A 21,846-nucleotide genomic window follows, 5' to 3' on the forward strand; every position below is an offset into this window, starting at 1 on the left:
ATCGTTTCTGTTGTGCCGTACACGGCCTAATGTAGCTTGTACTCGGCAAACGGAATAACGTTCCCGGATTTCCGGGGTATTTTTTTGTGACCTGACGCGAACACGACACGGATCACACGATTCCGCTATTCTTCATACCACACTATACGCCGATCACCGGCCCACACGTCGCGACGTATAGTCTGCCTCCGCCGAGTGGAGGCGTGGGAATATCAATCGCCCAGAGGCCTGATATCGGATGTTTCGACCATCAACATGACCGTTTTCTCGGGTGCGCGCGGTCGGTGCAGCACTCCTTTCGTGATGGTTGTGCCCTGCTGCGGCAGCAGCTCGATCGTCCTGTCCTCGAGATCGATCAGCAGCCTCCCTTCGAGCACAAAAAAGAACTCGTCATCCGTTTCGTGTTTGTGCCAGTGGAATTCGCCCTGCACGATGCCGATGCGCACAACACTTCCGTTCACTTGTGTGAGTGTGCGGTTGAACCACGGATGTATATTCGCCGCCACAACAGCGGGCACATCGATAACCTCGAGGTGCCCGTAGGCGATCGTCATATCCGTGTGGTACGGGATCTTCTCCTCCATGCGGCTTCCCGGTTCAGTACACGTCTCAGCGCACGATGCTGACACGCCGCGAGTCGGTTGCGCCGCCCGCGGTCAAGCGCAGAAGGTACAGACCCGCGGGGAGCGGAGTGTGCATGTCGTCGCGGCCGTTCCAGTGCAGCGAATAATACCCGGCATTCGTTTCGCCGTCAAACAGCGAGCGCACACGGCGGCCCTGCAGATCGAACACCTCGAGGCGGGCCGGGCCTGCCGCGGACGTCGGGACATGGAACGATATCACACTGCCGGCGGCCGGAACAGGGGACGGATACACTGTGTGAATCAACGGCGAGATCGCGATACCGGGCACATCCTTCATGCCGGTGACAGAGGTCTCGAGCGAGGGGCCCGGAACGCGGCCCGAGCCATGTGCGTCGGCGAGGTAGATATTCACCCAGTCGGGCCGCGTGTACTCGCTGCGGCGGATCGACTCGCTCCACTGCTCGTCGTCGAGGCGCTTGAAATTCGTGGTGGTGTGTTCGTGGTAACTCATCATCGCGCCGGTGTACACCACCGTACCACCGTTCTGTGACGGTGCGACGGCGAAGCCCAGATTCACCTTCCCAGTGCCCGCATGCAGCACCCAGCCGACGGGATTGCCTGCCTCATCGGTCGGCGCGGTGTGCACGTCGGCCACGATGAAGTCGTGATCGGTGATGTCGCGCTGGAAGAACAGTTTCTGGTACCAGCCGTCATATGCGGGTGCGCAACCGCGCATGACGCGGAAGAGCATGCTCTGAATAAACGTGTATTCACCCTCCAGAAGAGGGGTGCCCGCAAGCTCCTTCTCTGCAATCACACGCAGGGTGTCCATCGTGCCCTGCATACGTTTGAAGTACTGCGCGATGTAGTCGAGTTTCTTCGTCCTGTACAGGGCCTCGGCATTGCGCGCAAACACGGCCAGGCGGCTGTAGAGAGCGGGATACGGCTCAACATATCCTTCAGGGAAGGAGCAGGTGACTCCGCCGCTGTACGACTGTTTTGCATACAGGATATTGTCGTGACGAAGCTGCGCCCACGAGGCGAGCTGCGTGTTCATCTTCTGCTGCCACCATGCGGCGGTGTGCATAAACGGCGGCAGCCCTTCGAGGGACGCGGGAGGATTGAGCGCGCGTACCGCGTCGAGCCAGGTGTTGTAGAGCGAGGAAGTCCAGAACGACGCGTCGTATGCGTCGATGAGGTAGCGCAGCGACGTGAGATTGGGCGCGTAGTGGAAACGCGCCATGTCGTCCTGCAGGAACTGCGCGGCGGCGTCATTGCCCAGGGCAAAGAGCGCGTCCAGCGGCTTCGGCAGCATGCGGCGCACCTTCTGTCCGTCCTTCAGGATTTTATCATAGACCACATTCCCGAACACATAGGAATCGATGATGAAGCGCTGGCCGAGAAGCAGAAAGGCGGACGGCGGCGCGATCTGTTCGGGAGCGAACGGATCGGACATCAGTATCTGCGAATTGATACGCTGACCCGCAAACGGCTTGGTTGCAAGCACGGCCTGCAGCGAGCGGACGACATTCATGTCGAGCAGCGAGGCGGCCGATGAAAAACCGGTTTCGTTTTGTAATTCGTCGAGCTGCGCCGCGCCGACATTGTCGCTCTCGCCGACGAGAAAGGCGAGGAAGTCGTCGATCTCGTTCAATGTCGCGAGGGAGGTGCCGCGGTCAAGCGCCTCGCGCACGAGGTAGGAGGCGATGATCTGGCGCTGGATATCCTCGTCGGTGGGTGTGAAGGGCCCCTGCTCCACGGGTTTGGTGAGCATAAACTCGGTGCGGCCGAGCCATATCATGCTCCGGAAATAGCGGCCGAGTTGCATGCTCCGCGTGTAGTGACCGCGGATGGTGAACTGGCTGAAATCGAGCGTGCGCGGGGTGCCGCTGAACAGGGTGACATCGGCCGGCGCGAGGGCCTCGATACGTGTCAGAATATCGGATACGGGGGTCTTGTTTTCGGGATAGAACGGAGCGACATCAGTTCCGAGTAGCAGACGGCGCGCGACGGTGAGGTAGAGGTCCACGTCGCGCAGCGGCGCGCGCATTCCATCCATGCCCGTGTAGGAGGATTCGAGTCCGGGCAGCGCCTGCGTGTGCAGCGCCGCGAGCAGCGACTCGAGCCGGGGGATCAGGTACTGCATTTCCGTGGCGATGAGTATCTCGTCGTACGACATGTGCACGGCATGCAGAATGGCGTCACTTGTCACGAACACGGGCATGTCCTTTACCCAGGCATCGCCGTAGGCGTCGCCGAAGGAGTCGAAGGACAGGCGCTCCGTCACGAGGAAGCCGTTGCGGTCCAGCAGATCGCGCTCGTCATCGGTGAGCCGGTACTTGATCAGCACGGAATCGAGATAGCGCGGTGTTGCAGCGGCAGCGCGCTTCTGGAACAGCGGCGCGGGATACTCCGCGCGGACCGAGGATCCGGTGGCGGAGGCATGCGAGGCCAGATACGATTTGTATGCAGCGACATCAAAAGGCGCCTGCGCCTTTACGGCCAGGACCGCGGCAAGGAAGAGACAACCAGCAATACCCGCGCGCCGGAACACATGTTTCATAACGGACCTCATTTTATGAATCGAACAATATTAGCGAAAGCGCCGTGCCGCCACAATGCAAAAGTCTATACTCAGGAAAGACAAGGATGGGACAGCACACGTTACAGAGCGGATCCACAGGCGCATCACATTGCCTCTTCTCCTCGAATTCTCTACTTTGGACGACCCACCGGCGGGTCCCAGCATCCGCCACATCCACCGCACAGTTCATCACCCAATTCGAGGATCGCGTATGGAGCCCACGACACGCAGTCTGCCCAAAAACGCGTACACACCGTTGCAGCCGGGCGAGAAGTACATTCCCCTGGTGCCCGCGGGTCAGACCCCGCGCGAGATCAGTCTCTACTCCGTCGGCTGGGGCATGTTCTTCTCGGTCCTGTTCTCCGCCGCGGCGGCATATCTGGGACTGAAGATCGGCCAGGTGTTTGAAGCCGCGATTCCCATCGCGATCATCGCCGTCGGTTTTTCCACCGCCACTAAACGCAAGAACGCGTTGTCGGAGAACGTGATCATCCAGTCCATCGGCGCGTCGTCGGGCGTGGTGGTGGCGGGCGCCATTTTCACCATACCCGCGCTCTACATCCTCAATCTTCCTGCGAGTTTCCTGCAGGTGTTTCTCGCGTCGATGTTCGGCGGTTTCCTGGGCATCCTGTACCTGATCCCCTTCCGCCGCTATTTCGTGAAGGAGATGCACGGCGAACTGCCCTTCCCCGAAGCCACCGCAACAACGGAAGTGCTGGTCGCGGGCGAGAGCGGCGGCAATCAGGCGAAGATCCTGCTCACCGCGTCCCTCGTGGGCGGCGCGTACGACTTCCTCGTCGCGACGTTCGGCGCGTGGAAGGAGACCTTCTCGACGAAGGTGCTCCCGGGATTTTCATCCCTGGCGGAAAACTTCCGTCTCGAATTCCGGCTCAACACGCTCGCGTCGGTGATGGGCCTCGGCTACATCATCGGATTGAAATACGCGGCCATCATCTGCGCGGGTTCCTTCCTCTCGTGGTTCGTGCTTATCCCGCTGATCGGCTATCTCGGCAATGAACTGCCCTATCAGCTCGGGACGCTGTCGATACAGACGACAGGACTCGACGCAGCGCAGGTGTTCCGCGCCTACGTGCGCCACATCGGCATCGGCGGCATCGCGATGGCGGGCCTGATCGGGATCTTCAAATCACGCAAGATTATTGCCGGCGCGATGAGTCTTGCGGCCTCCGAATTGTTTGGGCGCAAGACCGAGGCCTCGGAGACAGCGACAGAGCGCACGGACAAGGACATCCCGATGAGTTTTGTTGTGGGGTTGATCGTCGCGGTGCTTGCGGGCGTGTTCATCTTTTTCTGGAAGGGTGTTGTCGGCGATCTCACGCAGGCGATCACCGGACTTCTGATTGTCGCCGTCATCGCCTTCCTGTTCACGACCGTGGCCGCGCGCGCCATCGCGATTGTGGGCACGAATCCCGTCTCGGGCATGACGCTGATGACTCTCATCATCTCGTCGTTCATTCTCGTGCAGGTGGGTCTGACAGGTCCGACCGGAATGATCTCGGCTCTCATCATCGGCGGCGTGGTCTGCACCGCCCTGTCGATGGCCGGCGGTTTCATCACGGATCTCAAGATCGGCTACTGGCTCGGCAACACGCCGAAATACCAGCAGCAGTGGAAATTCCTCGGCACCATCCTGGCCGCGGCCTCCGTCGGCGGCGTGATCCTTCTTCTCAACGAGACGTACGGCTTCACGGGTGAAAACGCGCTCGTCGCGCCGCAGGCCAACGCCATGGCCGCCGTGATTCAGCCGCTGATGTCGAATCAGCCCGCGCCGTGGGCGTTGTATCTCGCCGGCGCCATTCTCGCCATCATCCTCGAGTTGATCCACGTGCCGCCCCTGGCCTTCGCGCTCGGCATGTACATCCCGCTCGAACTGAACACACCGATACTCGCGGGCGGCATGGTCGCGCACTTCGTCTCCAAACGGTCGAAGGACGAGAAGATCAACACCGCGCGCCGCGAGCGCGGCACACTCATCGCCTCGGGCTTCATCGCAGGCGGATCGATCATGGGCGTGGTGAGCGCCGGCATGAAATTCTTCGGCGCGAACTACGAGGAGTGGGGCTGGACCTGGGTCGAAACTCCCCCCGCGGAAATGCTTGCCATCGTTGCGTTCGCGCTTCTTGCGGTGTATCTGGCGTGGGATTCCATGCGGGTGAAGGAATAGTAGAACAGTAGATGGTAGTTGGTAGATCAGTAGATGGTAGGATCTCGCTCGGAGCTACCAACTACCATCTACCAACTACCATCTACCATCTACCATCTAGAATTTCCGTTCGAAATTACTTCCCGGAAATACGCACAGAGTAATTCGTGGTAACAACCATGGTCACGACGCGCTGTTCGCCGGAGGCGGGATCGGCGGGCATAAACATTTTCGAGGTCTCGATGTGTGAGCGCTGCGTGAAGAACTTCTCGGCAGTGCTGTAGACGGCGGTACCGCCCTGCGTGACGATGGTGGCGGGCGAACCGTCGGGCGCGGATTCGGCCTGCGCCTGTGTCATTTCGTAGGTGATGGTGACCGCGCCATCGGCCGCGGCGCGCTGTGACACGATGATCGGCTGAGCCGACGCGGCGGGGCCGAGCTGCAGGCGCGGAAGGAAGAGGAACTGGCGCAACTGCGACGAGAGCACTGTACGATTGAGCGATTCGGGCACTTCCCCGTCGCTCGATTCCGACGTGATATCGACAAGCGCGCCATCGTCGCGGACGCGGAAGCTGAACAGCCATTCACGCGTCGGTGCGCCCGCGGTTTTTCTCTTCTCCACACTTTCGGGACGCTCGATTCGCATCGTGGCGGCAAGACCGGCGGGATTTGCGGGACCCGTCTCGATCACAATTGTCTGTTCACTGCCCTGCGGAATGATGTCCTTGAAGCCGTCGTTGCCGCTGTGCGACTTCTTGATCGTGAACGTGTAGCTCCGATCCGGTTGGAGGGTGGGTGCAAAGTCGGTCTGTTGCGCGCGCAGCATGGGCACTGCGAGCAGAAGGACGGCACTGAGATATAGGGTACGGGTCATGGCGGAGGTCCGATGTTCGACGATTCGGGATACGTTACACATTCCGCGCATGCGGAAAAAGGCAGTTGCTGCTACAGGGGTTTGAACTTCTCGAAGGGTTGACTGCACGCGTTGCAGTACATGATGGCGCGGCAGAGTGTCGGACCGAAGGCATTGTCCATCACCGTGTCGGTGCTGCCGCAGAAGGGACAGGGGACGGCCGAGAACCATTCCCACTCGACATCGCCCGCGTGCGACGAAGGCGGGGCAAGTCCGACGGCGCGCATTTTCTCACGCGCGCTGTCCGAGAGACGGTCCGTGCTCCAGGCTTTTTTCGAGACGACCACATCGGGTTCGAAGCCCACCGCCCGCACCGCTGCGGCGATGTCGGCGCGTATTTCGTGCAGGGCCGGACAGCCGGAGAATGTGGGAATCATCGTGATGGACGCGATGCCGTCCTCGATGTTCACCTCATCGATGATCCCCATTTCCACCACCGACACCGTGGGAATTTCGGGATCCTTCACTTCTTCCAATGCCGCCCAAATCCGCGTTGAAATATCGCTCATCCTATCCTCGTGTTCCGTCGTGGATATCCTGATCCCGGCACACTGACACGGCAACAAGTACAGTCATCGTGCAAACAGACGTGTGCAGCGTCCGTCCCGCACGGATCACCAGGTGGCGCCGGGATCCGCGCGATGCAGCACGGCCATCGCCTCGAGAATCGTGTCGAGGTGTTCGGTATGCACGCCCGTGCGTCCGCCGAGCACCGGATCGACCGTTGCCAGCCACAGGCCGCCTGTCTGCACCGCGGGCGGCAGGAGACCAAAATCTTGCAGCAGTGGGCAGAGGCGCGCGAGCCAGCGGTTGCGCAGCTCCGTTTCGCCCGGTGCGATTCCGGCTTCGCGCAGCAGCGTCTCTCCATGGTATGGTTCGAAGAGGCCGAGGGCGTACGGGAACAGCGCGTCGAGGGCCTTCTGCATGCGAAGGCGCGCATTGTCCGCTCCGCCCGCGAGACGGCGCACCATGGTCGTGCCGTGCATCCAGTGGTAGCGCTCCTCCTGCAGCATACGCGCCGCGAGATCGCGCAGCGGTTCGTAGGCGGATTCCTTGAGGGCTGCGAGACGTTCGGCCTCGGCGCCGTCGTAGAGGAACTGCCGCATCATGCTATATGCATAATCGCCCCGCGGCAATTCCGTGAGAATGCTGTTGCGGAAATCGGCCGACACACGCGAGTAGAGCATGGTATCGGCATCCGGCTCGCCCAATTCTTCACGCAGGGTGTAGAAGCCGAGGGCATGCCCGAGTTCGTCCTGCGCCATCGACGAAAAGGCGATGTCTTCCTCGATGATGGGACCCATGCCCGTCCATTCCGACATGCGGTGGCCGAGCATGTATTCGTCGTCGGCGAGGAAAAGCAGCATGCCGGCGAGAGCGGTTTTCTGATCGGCGTTCATTCGTCCTCCTTGCCCGCGGTCGGCTTGGCCAGTTTGAAGCCCGAGGTGTTCCGGTAATCCCTGTCGAACGTGTACGCGAACATGTCCTCGTCCTCGTACGACGTCGAATGGATGTTGCGTGTATCGACGATCCAGAGATTGACGCAGGGTTCGCGGCGGATGAAGTTCTCCTTCGCGAGAAGAAGCGCCATTTCGGGATCCGGTGCGTGCACCGCGCCGACGCGCACATGCGCCGCGCCGCGTTTCGGCTGCACAAACACCTCCCATTCGGGCCACTGCGTGTCGTGTTCGGGCAAAGGTTCGGAGAGGCGGTCGAGGCCCTCTTCGATGGGCTGATGGTAGGGTGTGAATTTCCAGCGGGGCATGGCGTCGTGCAGTAGGGAGTTGGGAGTGGGGAGTAGGGAGTCGGGAGTAGCTCCTGGGTTCCTTTCTCGAAAGTGTTAAACGATGTGAGAAGCGACCGGTCAGTTGCGGGTGGAGCGGGCGAAGGACTCGAGCGCTTCGCGCACCCAGCGGCCTTCGTCGTGCGCGAGGCGGCGCACTCCGAGCCGTTCCTTGTTCATCGGACCGTCGCCGCGGATCACGCGGTGGAATTCCTCCCAATCCGGTTCCGTGAACACCCATTCCTTCTTCTCCTCCACATAACGGAGTTCCGGATCCGGAATGACCAAATCGAAGGCGCGGATTTTGGGGACAAATTTCGAGAGGAATTCCTGGCGCAGTTCGTCGTTGGACTTGATCTTGATTTTCCAGCGCATCAGATCGCTGCTGTGCACCGAGTCCTTGTCGCGCGGACCGAAGAAGGTCATGATCGGCCACCACCAGCGGTTGAGCGCATCCTGCACCATATCGCGCTGATACTTCGATCCGGCCATAAGCACGCAGATGGCGTCGTAGCCCTGTTTGAGGTGGAAGCCCTCCTCCCAGCAGATGCGTTCCATGGCGCGCGCATACGGTCCGTACGAACCGAGCAGCAGCTTCGTCTGATTCACGATGGCGCCGCCGTCGATGAGCCAGCCGATGATGGCGACGTCGGCCCAGGTCTCGGCCGGATAATTAAAGACGTTGGAATAGATCGCCTTGCCCGTGAGCAGTTGATCGATCATTTCCTCGCGGGAGGGTCCGAGTGTTTCGGCCGCGCGATACAGCATCTGTCCGTGTCCGATCTCGTCCTGCACCTTGGCGATGAGGATCATTTTGCGCCGCAATGAGGGTGCGTAGGGGATCCACGTTCCTTCGGGCAGCGCGCCGATCACTTCGCTGTGGGCGTGCTGCGAGATCATGCGGATGAGTCCGTTGCGGTAGCGGTCGGGCATCCAGTCGCCCGGTTCAATTTTTTCGCCGCGATTGATGCGCGCCTCGAACAACTCGAGGTTTTCGGTCTCGGTCATATATACACCTGCAGGAAATGTCCTATAAATGCGTAAGTCGTGGAAGTTGAGGAAATGCCGAGAAAGTTGCAAGGGGCGCGGACGCCGGATTCGCTCGTTTCACGCTCGAAAAATCACTACAATTACCGCTTCATCGAGTTTTTTACGAAGGAAGGATGGAATGGTGAACGGTGGTCTGAACAGATACGCGTCGATGTACGCGGGCGCGATGGCGGGGATGGTACTTTCGACAGGCCATGTTGTGGCCACACGCCTGTACCCGTCCGCCGTATTCGGAACCTATCCCCTGCTGCTCGCCGCGCTTGCGGGGCTGATGCTGGCCGGTGTTGCATTATCCATTCCGCGGACCCTCCCTCCCCTGCTCAACCGCCTTCTCGGTCCCGCATCCGTTATACTCCCTCCAATCTTGATAGTACTCCTCGGCGAAGCGAGCGCCGAATACGCGTTCATTTCGGGAGAATACTCGGTATTGAACTTTGTGTATCTGCTGCTGATGCAGTTCGTGCTTGTCACGCTGCCGCTGCTGCTGCTCGGACGCGCGGCGCGGATGGCTCAGGGACGCGTCGACACGGCCGTGTTTCTTGGCGCTGCGGGCCTGATGCTCGGAGTGCACGCATGGATGATGACGGGTATGGATGTGCGCCTCGTGTTTGGTATCGGTGCCGTGCTGTCCTTCGCCGGTCTTCTGTTTACTCCAACGGCCGAATCCCCCACCATGGACCCGGCCCCGGCATCGACACAGAGTGAGCCCCCCCAAGCGGCGGAGAGCAAGGCGCAGAGCGCACACCGCAAGGATCGGCGCGGGGGAAAAGGCGCACGTCCCGCATCCAAGCCCGCGCCCCGCGCGGCGGCCGCACTTGCGCTGCGCGCGGAAGCCATGGCGCTGATCCTGCTTCCCCTCGCCGCGTCCTTCTTTCTCGGCGGGCAGCGCCTGTTGGAATGGGGCATGCCGCTGAAACAGACCGTCACACTGCTCGTCCCCTCGCTGCTCATCATGATTGCGCTCGGCATACCCGCGGGCCGCGTATTACAGAGGCGAGGCGGACTGCTCCCCGGACTCGCGGTGCTTGCGGCTCTCGCCCTCTCGCTCACCGCGGGCGTCTGGCGCATCGAAGGATCCATTTTCGCTGAAGTCTACACCGCGTATTTCGGTGGAACCTCGAGCGGCGTGCTGCTGTTCGAGACCGCCCTTTGGAGCATCCTTCTTCCCGCATTTCTCGCCGCGGCAGCGCGCGCATTTTTTTCCGTCGGCAACCGCGGCGCACGCACGACCGACCTGCTTTTCCTTGCGGGAGCATCGGCCGGGCTTGTTGCCGTCGTCCTGTTTCCGGAATTCGTGACCGCGACATGGACCAGCGCGGCCGCGGCATTGTTCATTGGCGCTTCGCTCGCATCGTACCTGCGAGCCGGCGCGTGGCGTATTCCGGCGGCCGCGGGCGCGGGTATTCTCCTGATGGCCGCGCTGCCCATACTGCTCACGCACACCGACGGCATACGCACACTGACACCGCCTGAGCGCCTGCAGATCCGCGCCGAGAAGTTCTATCCCTCGGGCCGCATCAGCTTCCTGCAATCGCGCGATTACGACGATCCCTTCCACGCCGCGCTGTTCAACATCACCACACCGATGACCGCCGACAGCCGCTCGGTGCACAACGCCCTGTACCGCTTCGGCCACATCCCCATGCTGGCGCACACACATCCATCGTCGGTGCTGCTGCTCGGGTACGGATCGGGCAAAGTGCTCGAGGCCGTGAAGAAGCACAAGCCGGCGCGCATCGTGTGTGTCGAACCGCTCGACGCCTACATCTGGTACGCCGACAGCACGGCCAATCGTGAAATCCGCAGGAGCGTGGCGCGCGCCCTGCCCCGCCATACCGAGCGGCCCGCGGCATACGTGGCGCGCGGGGGCGAATTGTTCGATGTCATCATCTCGGCGGAGCCCTTCGCGACACCGTTCCCGACACTCGACATTTTCAGCACCGCGCACTACGGGCGCATCAGCGCACGACTCCGCGACGACGGCGTCTTTGCGCAATGGGTACCCATAGCAAGCGTCAGCAGCGCGGGCTTGCGGTCGATCGCCGCCGCGATGCGCGCCGTCTTTCCACACTGCGAGATGTGGCTTGCAAACGCCGATCCGGAAAATGCGATGGCCTGTTTCCTGGGAAGGAAGCGCGCCCCGTCCTCCGCTCTTCCTCCGCCGTCGCGTTTTGCTGCGTTGAACAGCGACGAGACCACGGCGTATCATCTGCGCAGCATCGCGTTGTCGACGCCGGAGGAACTGGCGTCGAACCTCGGCATGACCGCCGATGGACTCGCGCGTTTTGCCGGCGACGCCGCGCCGCTCACGGCCTATGCGCCGGGCATATCGTCCGAAGCCGAGCAAGGCAGCAGCGACCGGTGGAGGAACACCTTCGATCTCTTTGCGGAGCGGAGCGCTCCCACCACCCTGCTCGCCGCGCTGCCCGACGACTCCGCCCGCGCGCGCGCGGAGGCGCTGTTCGCCGACAGGCCGGCGGTGCTGCGCGCGGCCTCGTCCATCGCCATCGGCGACGACACTACGGCCACACGCACGCTGTACGACCTCGTCCGCGCACATCCGTACAACAACGAGGCGTGGCTGCTGCTGGGCGACGTGCTGACACGGCGCGCGGGCATGTTCATTACTCAAGGCAATCCGGACCAGGCGATCCCGATGCTCTCGCGTGTCATCGCCAGCGTGCCGCTCAACACCGCCGTGCTGCGGTATCTGATGATCGCGGCGATGCAGAAGAACGACAAACCCACGGCGGCGGACTGCATCGAAGGCATCAAAAAGCTCAACGGCCGGCACGCCGGCTACCGCGACAATCAGGCCACGATGCGCGCGCGGCAGGGCGAGGTGAATGACGCGTTGTTACTCTATGAAAACGCCATCACGACCGATCCGAGCAACGAGGAATTCTACTGCAACATGGCCTCGCTTCAATACCAGGGCGGCCGCGTGTGGGAAGCGATCCGCATCCTCGACAACGCCATCGCGAAGGCGTATTATCCCGCGAAGGCGTGGTATCTGAAGGGTGCGATGTACACCGAGCGCGGCAAGTTCGATCTCGCGCGCGAGGCCTACGAGGGATATCTTCGTGCCGCGCTGCCCACCGATCCCCGCCGCGCCGAGGTGGAACAGTCGCTTGCGGCGATGCCGAAGTAGGAGAATCCAGAAGCCAGAATCCAGAATTCAGAATCCAGAATCCAGAAGATTGAACGACGAAGATTTGTTGTGACCTGTGATTCTGGAAGAACAACATTGATTATTTTGCGGATCACAGCAAAACGAATTCTACGTATCACACCTTAGTCAAACAATATTCTGAATTCTGGATTCTGAATTCTGAATTCTGGCTTCACCCACAATGCTCGACATCCTCGCCTTCTCCCCCCACCCCGACGATGCGGAACTGTACTGCTCCGGTACGCTGCTGATGCTTCGGCGCGCGGGACACCGCATCGGCATAGCCGACCTGACACGCGGTGAACTCAGCACGCGCGGCACGCTCGAAACACGCGCCGCCGAAACGGCCGCGGCGTCGAGGGTGCTGGGGCTCGACGCGCGCGTGAATCTCGATATTCCCGACGGCGACATCGCGAATACGATGGAGAACCGCCTGCGTGTGATCCGTGTGCTGCGCGCCCTGCGCCCGCGCACGGTGCTGCTGCCCCCGGCCGAGGACCGGCATCCCGACCACCGCCACGCATCAACGCTGGTGCGCGACGCGTGTTTTGCGGCGGGGCTCGCGAGGATAGAGACAGAGGTCGATGGACACGCGCAGGACGCACACCGGCCGACGCTGCTCTTCACCTATCAAATGACCTGGGACACGGCGGCGGAATTGCTTGTGGATATCAGTCCCGTATTCGAGCAGAAACTGGAAGCCATCCGTTGTTACGCCACGCAATTCCATTCTGACTCGTCAAACGAAGGCCCGAAGACGTTTATCAGCACACCGGACTTCCTCGAAGCGATCATTGCCCGCTCGCGCCGTCTCGGATTTCTTATCGGCGCCGAACAAGCAGAAGGACTGTCGCCCCTGCAACCGTTCCGCGCGGAGATCGGCGGTCTTCTTTACACGTTACAATAATCACCTCGTCTCCTGTTTGTGTTAATATGGCCTTCTTGTAGTTACAACGACAGCGCATAATTACGGAAGTGTGTTCGGATCCGAGTCGACCACCGCATCCATTTAGTGCCGGTTTTGCCGAGGCGTTGATGGAGTGGAAGGTGCATACCATAACAATCGCAACCAATGAGAATAGAAACTTTTTCATGGGATTTTTCCTCCTAATGGTACCAGGACATCTATCACTTTATATAGATTACTTTTTGTGAAGCGATGATATTTCCATCTCTTGCTGCGATCTGTATTATGTAAGTTCCCGGTCCGATCGCTGAGAGGTCGAATGGAATGCTGTTGACACCCGCCGAACGCGCGCCGGTAAAAAATGTCGAGATCCATTTCCCGGCGATGGAATACATTGAGAGTGTTATATACTCGTCAGAAGGCAGCGCGAAGCGAAGCATTCCTTTCGGGGACCGTGTCGGGTTTGGAAACGCGGTAATCATGTGCGAGGGAGAATGACCGGACACACGTCCGGCTCCGCTCTTCGCCAGCCCCATAAACGCACTCCATTTCGTGTTGCAGTTGAACTCGTCGAACACCGCGCAGGAACTGTCGTTGGCGGTGTGCCAGTTTTTCATTTTCAACCGCAGGTAGACCGAATCCGGATTTCCCGCCGCTGCATATGATCCGAGAAAAACGGAGACCATTTCTACAGACATCGTATCCATGAAACCAAAAAACTTGGGGAATGTTCCAATCGGATAATTGTCCGCCCTGCAGATTCCGACACTGTCTATAGTAGCGAGCTTTGTATTATCCGATTTTCGCCACAATTCCAACATCCATGCAGTCGTGTCTGGAAGGCTGTACGTACTCGTCTCATAGTCCGAAACCGTCGCAATCACACGCACCATTGAAAGACTCGCGGAGTCCGTCAGGAGAAACGGTTTTGAAACAATCACCGAATTCAGGTATCCGGCAGCCGCCTCAATTCCAGGCGATTCGTACTCGGTGGTCCAACCGATGAACAGACTATCCTGACCATAATATCCCGGAATACACAATTCCCCGTATGTACAGCGAGCAGCAATGGAATCGTACAGGGTCCCAAGTGAGCGATACTGATAGATTTGATCACAGATAAATTCCAGGGAATCATCCGCGGTGCCGATTAGGATGCTTCCGATGTGCGACGGTTCTTCCGACGAACTGCCTTTCCGGTTCGCTCCGGACACCATGTCATCGAGTGCAACCGACGACAGGATAACGACGCTGATAAAAACGAGAAGGTGCGTGAAGCTGTGTCGATCACGATCATGTCTGCTGCGCATGGGATGTACTCCTCACCATGAAGTGAAGCTCATTGCCGCTGTAGGGTCTCTATTTCGATACATCTTTCGGATGGGCCGTGCAAACGAAGCGCACTTTCATCACGGACGGGTGTTTCTCAGAGTACATCAAACCAATTCATTGGAGATATGACCACAGAACACAACAAATCGGATTCATGGCACGTTCTGGAAGTATTCGCTCCCGCGAATACATAAGAACATAAAAAAAAAACACCAATGTCAAGAGAGAACGGCGAAACCCAAAAAATATTCTTCCTTCTGGAGAAGATACCTACGTCACATCGTCGTCATAAAAACGGTGCTCGAGTTCGTCGGCGACGGCGGCCATTTCCTGCAGAATGGGGGCACACTCGCGGACGGACGTATCACCGAGCTCGAACGTGGCGATGAGCACGAGTTGATTCTCCGGCAGCAAGGCAACACGGGCATGGCGGAGCCGCGCGTTGAGTTCCAGCAGCGCGAGCGCATCGATCGCGGCGGTATACTCGCCGATCTTTGTGTAGAGCATGCCGACACGCGCGCCGCGTATGCCTCCCACCTTTCCGTAGATGACCTGCCGCCTGCCGTCCGGCAACGGGATCTCGATCGAACTCAGCGCCCCCGCGCGGCGATACACGCCGGAGGAGAACAGCGAGACCTGATGCAACATTTCGTGGACGGTCATGCTCGGAGCGGCGAGGGAGTCAAAAACGTCTATCTAAGAAACTCAGTGTGACACGATGAGATCGATGGGACTGCCGGAATCGACCTTGTCGCCCGGTTGCGGCGATTGCCCGACTACTGTGTTGGGCACAAGCGTGCGGCTTGCCTTCGAGGAGATGGCCCCGACTCGAAGCCCCGACTCGGTGAGTCGTTTCTGCGCTTCATCGAGACTGAGTCCCACCACATTGGGCACGTCGATCTGCACCATCTCGGGTCCACCGCTGACGGTGATATCGATACGATGCGCCTTGGAGACGCGGCGACCCGCGGGCACGGACTGCGCAACGACCGTTTCGGCGGGCAGATCCGAGGGCATGGTTGAGACGAGGCCGACTGTGAGATCGAGCTGCTCGAGTGTGATCTTGGCATCACGCAAGGAACGGCCGCGAAGATTCGGGACGGCGATCTGCGCCACGCCGCCGCTCACGGTGAGATACACATTGCGCCCTTCGCGCACGATGTTGCGCGGGGTCGGGTTCTGGAATACGATGCGGCCGGGCTTCACCTTGTCGCTCGCGGTCGTGTCGGTGACCACGGCCTGCAGTCCGCGCGCTTCGAGCGTCTGCCACGCTTCGTTCAGCGGCATGCCCACAACATTCGGCACGTCGATCTCGCCGCGCCAGTGCACCATCCAGGGGAGGAAAAACATGTCGGCCAGCAGCATGAGCAGCAGCAGTCCGGTCCCCGCCACATAGATGCGTGTTGCTGTGCGGGAACTGAGGAACTGTCGGAAAGTTGTCATTGGGGCTGGGGCATGAAATGATCGATGAAAATACACCCGTCCCCACAAAGGAAAAAGGCGGCGCACATGGAGGTGACGCCTCGAGGCCGCGGCGCAACACCGCCGCGGGATTGCGTGCGCGACCGCGGGAGTTGGTCAGCGGAGCAGCAGCCGCGCGGGAAGTCCTCCGCCGTCGCCGCGCAGGAGCGTGAGAAGATACAGTCCCGGCGCCAGGGACTGTGTGGGAAGTTCGATGCGGCCGCGGCCGCCATACTGTGCGTGCAAGGTCTGCGTGCGGCCGAGCGCGTCGCTGATGCGGAGATACACAACGGATCCGTCCATGCCGCGTGTATCCGCTTCGGGAAAGACAACGGTCACGACGTCCCCGCGCTGCGCGGGATTCGGAAACAGCATCGGACCCGCCGACACGGGAAGCGGGACTTCGTCGGTGCCGACCGCGTCGATACGATATTCCCTCACCAGTGCCGTGAGCGGCTCGGAAACAAACAGTCGGCTGCGCAGCGCATCGAAGGCGCAGGCGGGTGTTCCTCCGCCGGCGGGAAACAACGTATATCGATGCGTCCGCCTCATATCCCCGCGCGCATAAATATTCAGCCGAATCGAATCGGCATCGATGGCCAGGCCGAAGAGACGGCGCCCGTCGGCCGTCGCTCCCGTGACGCGCGTGAGTTCCGGCAGCAGGCGCGGCGGGAACTCGAAGTCGGATTGTTCGAACAGCAATCCGGCCACAAACAGGCGCTGCGCGGCGACGTCGACATAGAGCAGGTCCTCGTCGTTCACCGCGGCGCTCCAATCGGCCGTAGCGAGTGAAACCTCGCGAAGGAAGCGGCCGTCGTTCATGGAGTACACATTGAGGATACGCGCTTCGGTGCGGAGCACAACAAACAGTCCCGCCCACGGAAGCAACGCGCCCTGCAGGCGGCCGGGACGGCGCGTCGCGGCGAAGGAAAAACCGTCGACGGCGCCGGTGTGCAGCACCTGTTGCGCACGCGTGTCGATAAGCGTCCAGGCCTCGTGTTCGGGGAGGCAGACAAGCGCGAGCCCGCGTCCCTCGTCGTACGCGAGATGGGCAAGATCGCCCGTGCGTCCGTCCTGCGGATGCGCGCGTCTGACGGTCGCGACATGCGGCGAGGCGGGATCGACGAAGCGCAGCGCGCTTTCGCCGTGGGCCAGCGCCAGCAGGCGCCTGCCGGCCGCGTCAAAACCGAGACCCGAGACCCGCGCCGCGCCGTGCAGCATATCGACAGCGCCGGCGGCGAGGCGGAGCCGCAACACACCGTCGCCCTCGCCGAGGCGGTCGGCCGCGTACAGTTCCTCGCGGTCGGAATCGTAGCAGAGGACGTCCGCGCTTTCCCCCGGATCGGCCACCGCTATCACGGAGCAGCTCACACAATCATACAAAAGGATCCGATTCTCTTCTTCCGACGAAAAGACGAGGCGCGCCAGACGCTGGTCGGCGGCGACATGCCGCAGTCCGGCACCCACAAGAATCGAATCGCGCGAGAAGTCGGCCAGCGACACGCGGTGCACTTTGCCGCTCTGTACGTGGCGGGTTTCGTCGAATTGTCCCGACGCATCCACCACATAGAGCGTGTTTGTGGCCACACACACGGCGGCGTCGGCGATGCCGCCGGGAAATTGGACGGCGCGTTCCAGCAGTCCCGTCGCGGCGAACACATGGGCGGTAGTCGGTCCGATCGCAACGAGCCGCTGGTCGTGCGGAAGATAGAGGAAATCACGCGCGGGCTCCGCGCTGCGTGTCATGCGCGCGCGCAGCAGCGCATGCGGCTGCTGCGAATACAGCGCCTGCACGTGGATGCGCCCGTTGACCAGATCACGCGAAAGCACAAGCAGTTCGGCGCGCGACGAATCGAAGTGCAGCGCGCCCGCGTTCATCGCGGTGGATGTGAGAAGCGAATCCATCTGGCGCAGCGAGGTGCCGTCGAGCACACGTATCAGCGGTGTTCCATCCGACACGAAGACGCGGTTGCGCGCAACATCCACCGCGACACCCGCCACGGGCGCGCCGCTCCGCGCTTCGTACATCGCCATCGGTGAGCCGGACGTGCTGCCCACACCCACAAGGCGTTTCTCGCCGAGATGGCCGCGCAACAGCAACATCCATCCTGTCGGATTCACGGCGATGGATGCCTGCGCCGCGTCGCCCGTCTCGTTCCAGGGCAGCGATCGGGCGATACGGCCGTCGGTCATGTCGACAACAGTCAGGCGTCCGCCGACACCCATGGGAACATACGCGAGATGCCGCGACTCGTCGACGGCGATATCGCCGGGGACCAGCGCGTTGGGCCAGACGTTGCCACGCAGCGCGTTGAGATCGAACACCCGCGACGGCGCGAGCTGCTGTGCGAAACCGGCTGTACACATTATCACGCACACACACAGCACACGCAGGAGCAGGCGTAACGGTGCCGCGCTGCGCCGCGGGTACAATGCCGCCGGGCGCGGCGGACGGGGTGAAATCCCCCGCCCGTCTGCGCCCGGGAATTGTGTGTCGTAATGTGTCATGAGGTACTGAACCACCATGTGCCGCAACTCAGGGTCCGGCACAGCGGCATGGAGAAAAGGAGCGTTACCGCGTCACGTGCAGCATGGTGCTCTGCGCGCGGCCGCCGGCGGTCACATGCAGCATGTAGGAACCTTCGGCGAGTTTTGATGCATCGAAGCCGAGTGTTGTTGTGCCCGCGGGAAGTTCACGCTCGCCGAGCATGGACACGAGACGGCCGGTCATGTCGTACAGAGCCAGACGCACCGTGGCGGCTGCGTCGAGCGCAACCGGCACAGACCACGCCGTGGAGACGGGATTCGGGTGCACGGAAATTGCAAGTCCGCTCGGTGCGGCGGGCAGATCGCCGGTGCCGGTGGGTCCGAGCAGCCACTCGATACCGCGGCGCAGAATCTCGCCGCGTGTCACGACGGCGCTGATGCCCTCGATGCCGAGTCCGAAATACAGCAACTTGCTGCGCGAATTCTCCCAGCGGAACGCCGCGACGTCGGTGGTGGTGCCGTAGAAAAACACGGGCACACCGCCGTCACGCGGACGCAGCACGTCGGGCGTGTCCTGATTGGTCACCGCAACATTGTAGGCCACGTTGATGCCGTTGCCGACGGGATCGCCGGGCGCGCCGATGATGTTGGTCGCCGCGTGATCGTCGGCTATATAATCCGCATGGAGGTAATTATTCAGGAACGGCACGTCCATGTACCAGCCCGAGGTCGAGGAGGCCGGATCTGCAAGGCCCCACGCGATTTCCGCTCCGAGCAGGAAGAGGCGCGGCGCGGGACCATCGAGATAGCTCTTCAGCACGGTGACGTCGCTCTGGCTCAGCACATTCTTCCCTACTTCCCACAGCACTGTCGGGAAGGTCTTCAGGTCGAGCACGTTTTCATCGCCGGGCTCCACCATGGCGTAGGTGTACGTGTTGCGCTCCATGCCCGACTGGTAGGCCGTGGCGATGGCGGCGTTGCCCTCGTCCTTGACAAGTACGAGTGTTGTGATGTCGCGCGCATAGAGGCGGAACGGCACATGGCCCGAACCGCCGAACGGTCCGCGCACAGTCACCACGGCCTTGCCGAGGCGGTTCTTGGAGGCGACGGGGATGATCTTCAGATCGAGGTTGGTCACAACGTCTTTTTCAAGGGCGATTTTTGCAGGCGGTGTGACGGCATTGCCGTTCACGGTGAGTTCGACACTCCAGCCCGTCGGCAGCGTCTTCTCCACATCCACCGTGTACTCGCCCGCGATGGCCGACGACAGTGTGGCGTTAAACAGACCGGGCTGATCCTCCCTGGCCGTCACCTGCGCCTGGGCGCTGGTGTTCATTTCGAGATGGACGCGGTCGGTACCTGCCTGCAGCACTTCCTTGGTTGCGTCGTCCTGCACGAAGGCGACGATATACATTTCCGACGCCGTCCATGCCGTGTCGTACGTAAACGACTGGTTGAACGTGCGTGTGTCGTTCGCCGCCAGCGAAAACGTCGTGCCGAGATGATCCGGCAGCATTTTACGGGCGATGTACATGAATTCCTTCTCGCCGTTGGTGCCCGCATTGGCGTAGTAGTGATACCCTTCTGTTACGGCGATATGCAGTTTCTTGTTTGTGAGTTCGGCGGTGCTCGACACGGTCACTGCCACGTCGACATTCGATCCGTTCACCGTTTCCGTGACGCCGATGGTAATGGGCGACAAACCCTGCGCCTTCGCGAGTTCGTTGTTGATCGCCGTGGTGTCGGACGGTGCGCCGTTCCATCCACCCGTCACCTTGGTCGGGAAACGTCCGTTGACCGTGATGGTGGGCACACCGTTGATGGCATAGTACGTCACGATGCGGCCGGTGTGCATCGCCGTGTTGGCGGAGTACATCACGTCGCGGCCGGGCCACGACGCGTGATACACGAGGGGAATCACCCGCGACATTATATGCGGTTTCACGAGATATTTCTCGAAGGTGGGATTCTCACGCGCGCACGGCGGGCAGCTCGCGTTGGTGCCCTCCTCGATAAGTGTCATACGCTTCGACTGCGCAAAAGCCATCGACGACGCCAGAATGAGAAGGAGCAACAGGGTAGACAACGCTTTCATAGTGATACTCCTGATAGAACGGAGAGGAAGGGGGAAAAACGAATCTACGGGAATCCCGCAGCGGGCGCAATGGCAAACACAGGCGCCGTCGCGCGCGTCCACGATGGTGTTTGACAGGGCCGCGCAGGCCGTGTCGGAGTTGATGACGCCCGTGTGTTACCGCTTCACGAGCACGGATGCCACGGCGCGGTGATCACCCGCGGTGAGATGAATGAAATAGATGCCGGGCGACAGATGACCGAGGTGGAGCGGGAGCAGATGAGAGCCGGCCGCGTGATCGCTGCGCGCGGATGCGGCGCAGGGTCTGCCGGAAATATCGAGCACGTCGATCGATACTGATGCGGCCTCCGGAAGTGTCAGACCAAGCATCGCACGATCCGACACGGGGTGCGGCAGGACGCTCAGCCGAAGGGATGGCCGCGCCGCATCGCCGGTCGCGATCCGCAACACCTGCGACAGTTCGGTCGTGCCGTCGGTATCCACCTGCAGGAGACGATATGCGGCCGTGCCGCTGGCATCGAAGGGTCCGCGGTCGATAAAAGAGTAGTCGGTCCTGAAACTGCGCGTGCCGTTCCCCAGCACGAATCCGATATCCTCGAAGCGGCCGGCCTGTTCACGCTGCACATGGAAACCGGTGTTGTTGCGTTCGGATTCGGTACGCCAGGAGAGCGCGACACCCGACGGCGTCCACACCGCTGAAAATGCGCTCAGTTCCACGGGCAGGGGCACGCCGTTTCCCTTTAAAATCACCTCCACCGGAGCGCCGGGGAAATTTCCGTCGACGATCATGGTATCGATGCGCTGCCCGAGCATCGACGGGGCGAAACGAATGATAATGCTGTGTGTGGCGTTCGGCTGCACCGTGACGGGCGCGCCTCCCGATACGACGGAATAATCGCTCGGGCGCCCGCGCATCTTGATGGCGTTGATGGTGATCGGGAGCGGAAGTGTATTCGTCACGGAGAACGAGGAATCCCGCGTCCGTGTCAACTGCACGTTTCCGAAATCAACTTCCTGCGCCACCATCGGCAGCGCGATGCACACAAACAGTAATCCGACGAGCGGGAGGCGTCTCATGTGTCTTTCCGTCATTCGTGAATACGGAAATGTACTCACCGGCCGCGAGTATGCCAACGGCAGTGGAGTGGGGAGTTGGGAGTGGGGAGTGGGAACTGGTGTCACGTCCTAGCCGGGGTTGACAGTTTCACCCCTAGCAAGGAGCACAACCATGCAGCAACTTACAGCGGTTCGACCCATCCTCCGATATAGTATTGCCTTCAAGAAAAAGGTGGTGGGAGAAATCGAACGCGGAAA

Annotated in this window: 16 protein-coding genes; 3 read left to right on the forward strand and 13 right to left on the reverse strand. The window is 61.0% G+C overall.

Annotated elements, in window-relative coordinates; translation table 11 throughout:
• Positions 1-212: 212 nt before the first annotated feature.
• Positions 213-584, reverse strand: a complete 372-nt coding sequence (locus HY962_03300; protein MBI5645933.1) for a cupin domain-containing protein — start codon at positions 582-584, stop codon at positions 213-215.
• Between the two features lie 25 nt (positions 585-609).
• Positions 610-3,147: a DUF3160 domain-containing protein gene (locus HY962_03305; protein MBI5645934.1), complete on the reverse strand. Its 2,538-nt coding sequence runs from the start codon at positions 3,145-3,147 to the stop codon at positions 610-612.
• 232 nt (positions 3,148-3,379) lie between these two features.
• On the opposite strand from HY962_03305, the gene HY962_03310 reads away from it, so the two are divergent.
• Positions 3,380-5,353, forward strand: a complete 1,974-nt coding sequence (locus HY962_03310) for an oligopeptide transporter, OPT family (GenBank protein MBI5645935.1) — start codon at positions 3,380-3,382, stop codon at positions 5,351-5,353.
• Positions 5,354-5,468: 115 nt separating this feature from the next.
• Here HY962_03310 and HY962_03315 read toward each other — a convergent pair whose 3' ends face one another.
• From HY962_03315 to paaA, 5 genes are all read right to left on the reverse strand, one after another.
• On the reverse strand, positions 5,469-6,206 hold the full coding sequence (locus tag HY962_03315; GenBank protein MBI5645936.1) for a hypothetical protein: 738 nt from the start codon (positions 6,204-6,206) through the stop codon (positions 5,469-5,471).
• A 71-nt stretch (positions 6,207-6,277) separates the two neighbouring features.
• On the reverse strand, positions 6,278-6,754 hold the full coding sequence (gene paaJ / locus HY962_03320; protein ID MBI5645937.1) for a phenylacetate-CoA oxygenase subunit PaaJ: 477 nt from the start codon (positions 6,752-6,754) through the stop codon (positions 6,278-6,280).
• A 105-nt stretch (positions 6,755-6,859) separates the two neighbouring features.
• The gene (gene paaC / locus HY962_03325; protein MBI5645938.1) at positions 6,860-7,645 is read right to left on the reverse strand and encodes a phenylacetate-CoA oxygenase subunit PaaC; all 786 of its coding nucleotides are present in this window, start codon (positions 7,643-7,645) and stop codon (positions 6,860-6,862) included.
• The gene (locus HY962_03330; GenBank protein MBI5645939.1) at positions 7,642-8,010 is read right to left on the reverse strand and encodes a 1,2-phenylacetyl-CoA epoxidase subunit B; all 369 of its coding nucleotides are present in this window, start codon (positions 8,008-8,010) and stop codon (positions 7,642-7,644) included. The genes paaC and HY962_03330 overlap by 4 nt, the downstream gene beginning before the upstream one ends.
• A 99-nt stretch (positions 8,011-8,109) precedes the next feature.
• On the reverse strand, positions 8,110-9,036 hold the full coding sequence (paaA, locus tag HY962_03335; GenBank protein ID MBI5645940.1) for a 1,2-phenylacetyl-CoA epoxidase subunit A: 927 nt from the start codon (positions 9,034-9,036) through the stop codon (positions 8,110-8,112).
• A gap of 160 nt (positions 9,037-9,196) precedes the next feature.
• On the opposite strand from paaA, the gene HY962_03340 reads away from it, so the two are divergent.
• Both HY962_03340 and bshB1 read left to right on the forward strand, forming a co-directional pair.
• Complete coding sequence (locus HY962_03340) at positions 9,197-12,229, forward strand: hypothetical protein (protein ID MBI5645941.1); 3,033 nt, start codon at positions 9,197-9,199, stop codon at positions 12,227-12,229.
• Positions 12,230-12,431: 202 nt separating this feature from the next.
• On the forward strand, positions 12,432-13,157 hold the full coding sequence (gene bshB1 / locus HY962_03345) for a bacillithiol biosynthesis deacetylase BshB1 (protein ID MBI5645942.1): 726 nt from the start codon (positions 12,432-12,434) through the stop codon (positions 13,155-13,157).
• A gap of 221 nt (positions 13,158-13,378) precedes the next feature.
• Here the strand turns inward: bshB1 and HY962_03350 are convergent, their stop codons facing one another.
• From HY962_03350 to HY962_03375, 6 genes are all read right to left on the reverse strand, one after another.
• Entirely contained in the window at positions 13,379-14,467 is a 1,089-nt protein-coding gene (locus HY962_03350) for a T9SS type A sorting domain-containing protein (protein MBI5645943.1), read from the reverse strand.
• Positions 14,468-14,759: 292 nt separating this feature from the next.
• Complete coding sequence (locus tag HY962_03355; GenBank protein MBI5645944.1) at positions 14,760-15,152, reverse strand: hypothetical protein; 393 nt, start codon at positions 15,150-15,152, stop codon at positions 14,760-14,762.
• A gap of 42 nt (positions 15,153-15,194) precedes the next feature.
• The gene (locus HY962_03360) at positions 15,195-15,932 is read right to left on the reverse strand and encodes a PASTA domain-containing protein (protein MBI5645945.1); all 738 of its coding nucleotides are present in this window, start codon (positions 15,930-15,932) and stop codon (positions 15,195-15,197) included.
• 135 nt (positions 15,933-16,067) lie between these two features.
• Complete coding sequence (locus HY962_03365; protein ID MBI5645946.1) at positions 16,068-18,458, reverse strand: hypothetical protein; 2,391 nt, start codon at positions 18,456-18,458, stop codon at positions 16,068-16,070.
• A 64-nt stretch (positions 18,459-18,522) separates the two neighbouring features.
• Entirely contained in the window at positions 18,523-20,532 is a 2,010-nt protein-coding gene (locus HY962_03370) for an Omp28-related outer membrane protein (protein MBI5645947.1), read from the reverse strand.
• Between the two features lie 156 nt (positions 20,533-20,688).
• The gene (locus HY962_03375; protein ID MBI5645948.1) at positions 20,689-21,609 is read right to left on the reverse strand and encodes a hypothetical protein; all 921 of its coding nucleotides are present in this window, start codon (positions 21,607-21,609) and stop codon (positions 20,689-20,691) included.
• Positions 21,610-21,846 lie beyond the last annotated feature (237 nt).

It is taken from the genome of Ignavibacteriota bacterium (assembly GCA_016218045.1).
GTDB lineage: Bacteria > Bacteroidota > Ignavibacteria > SZUA-365 > SZUA-365 > JACRFB01.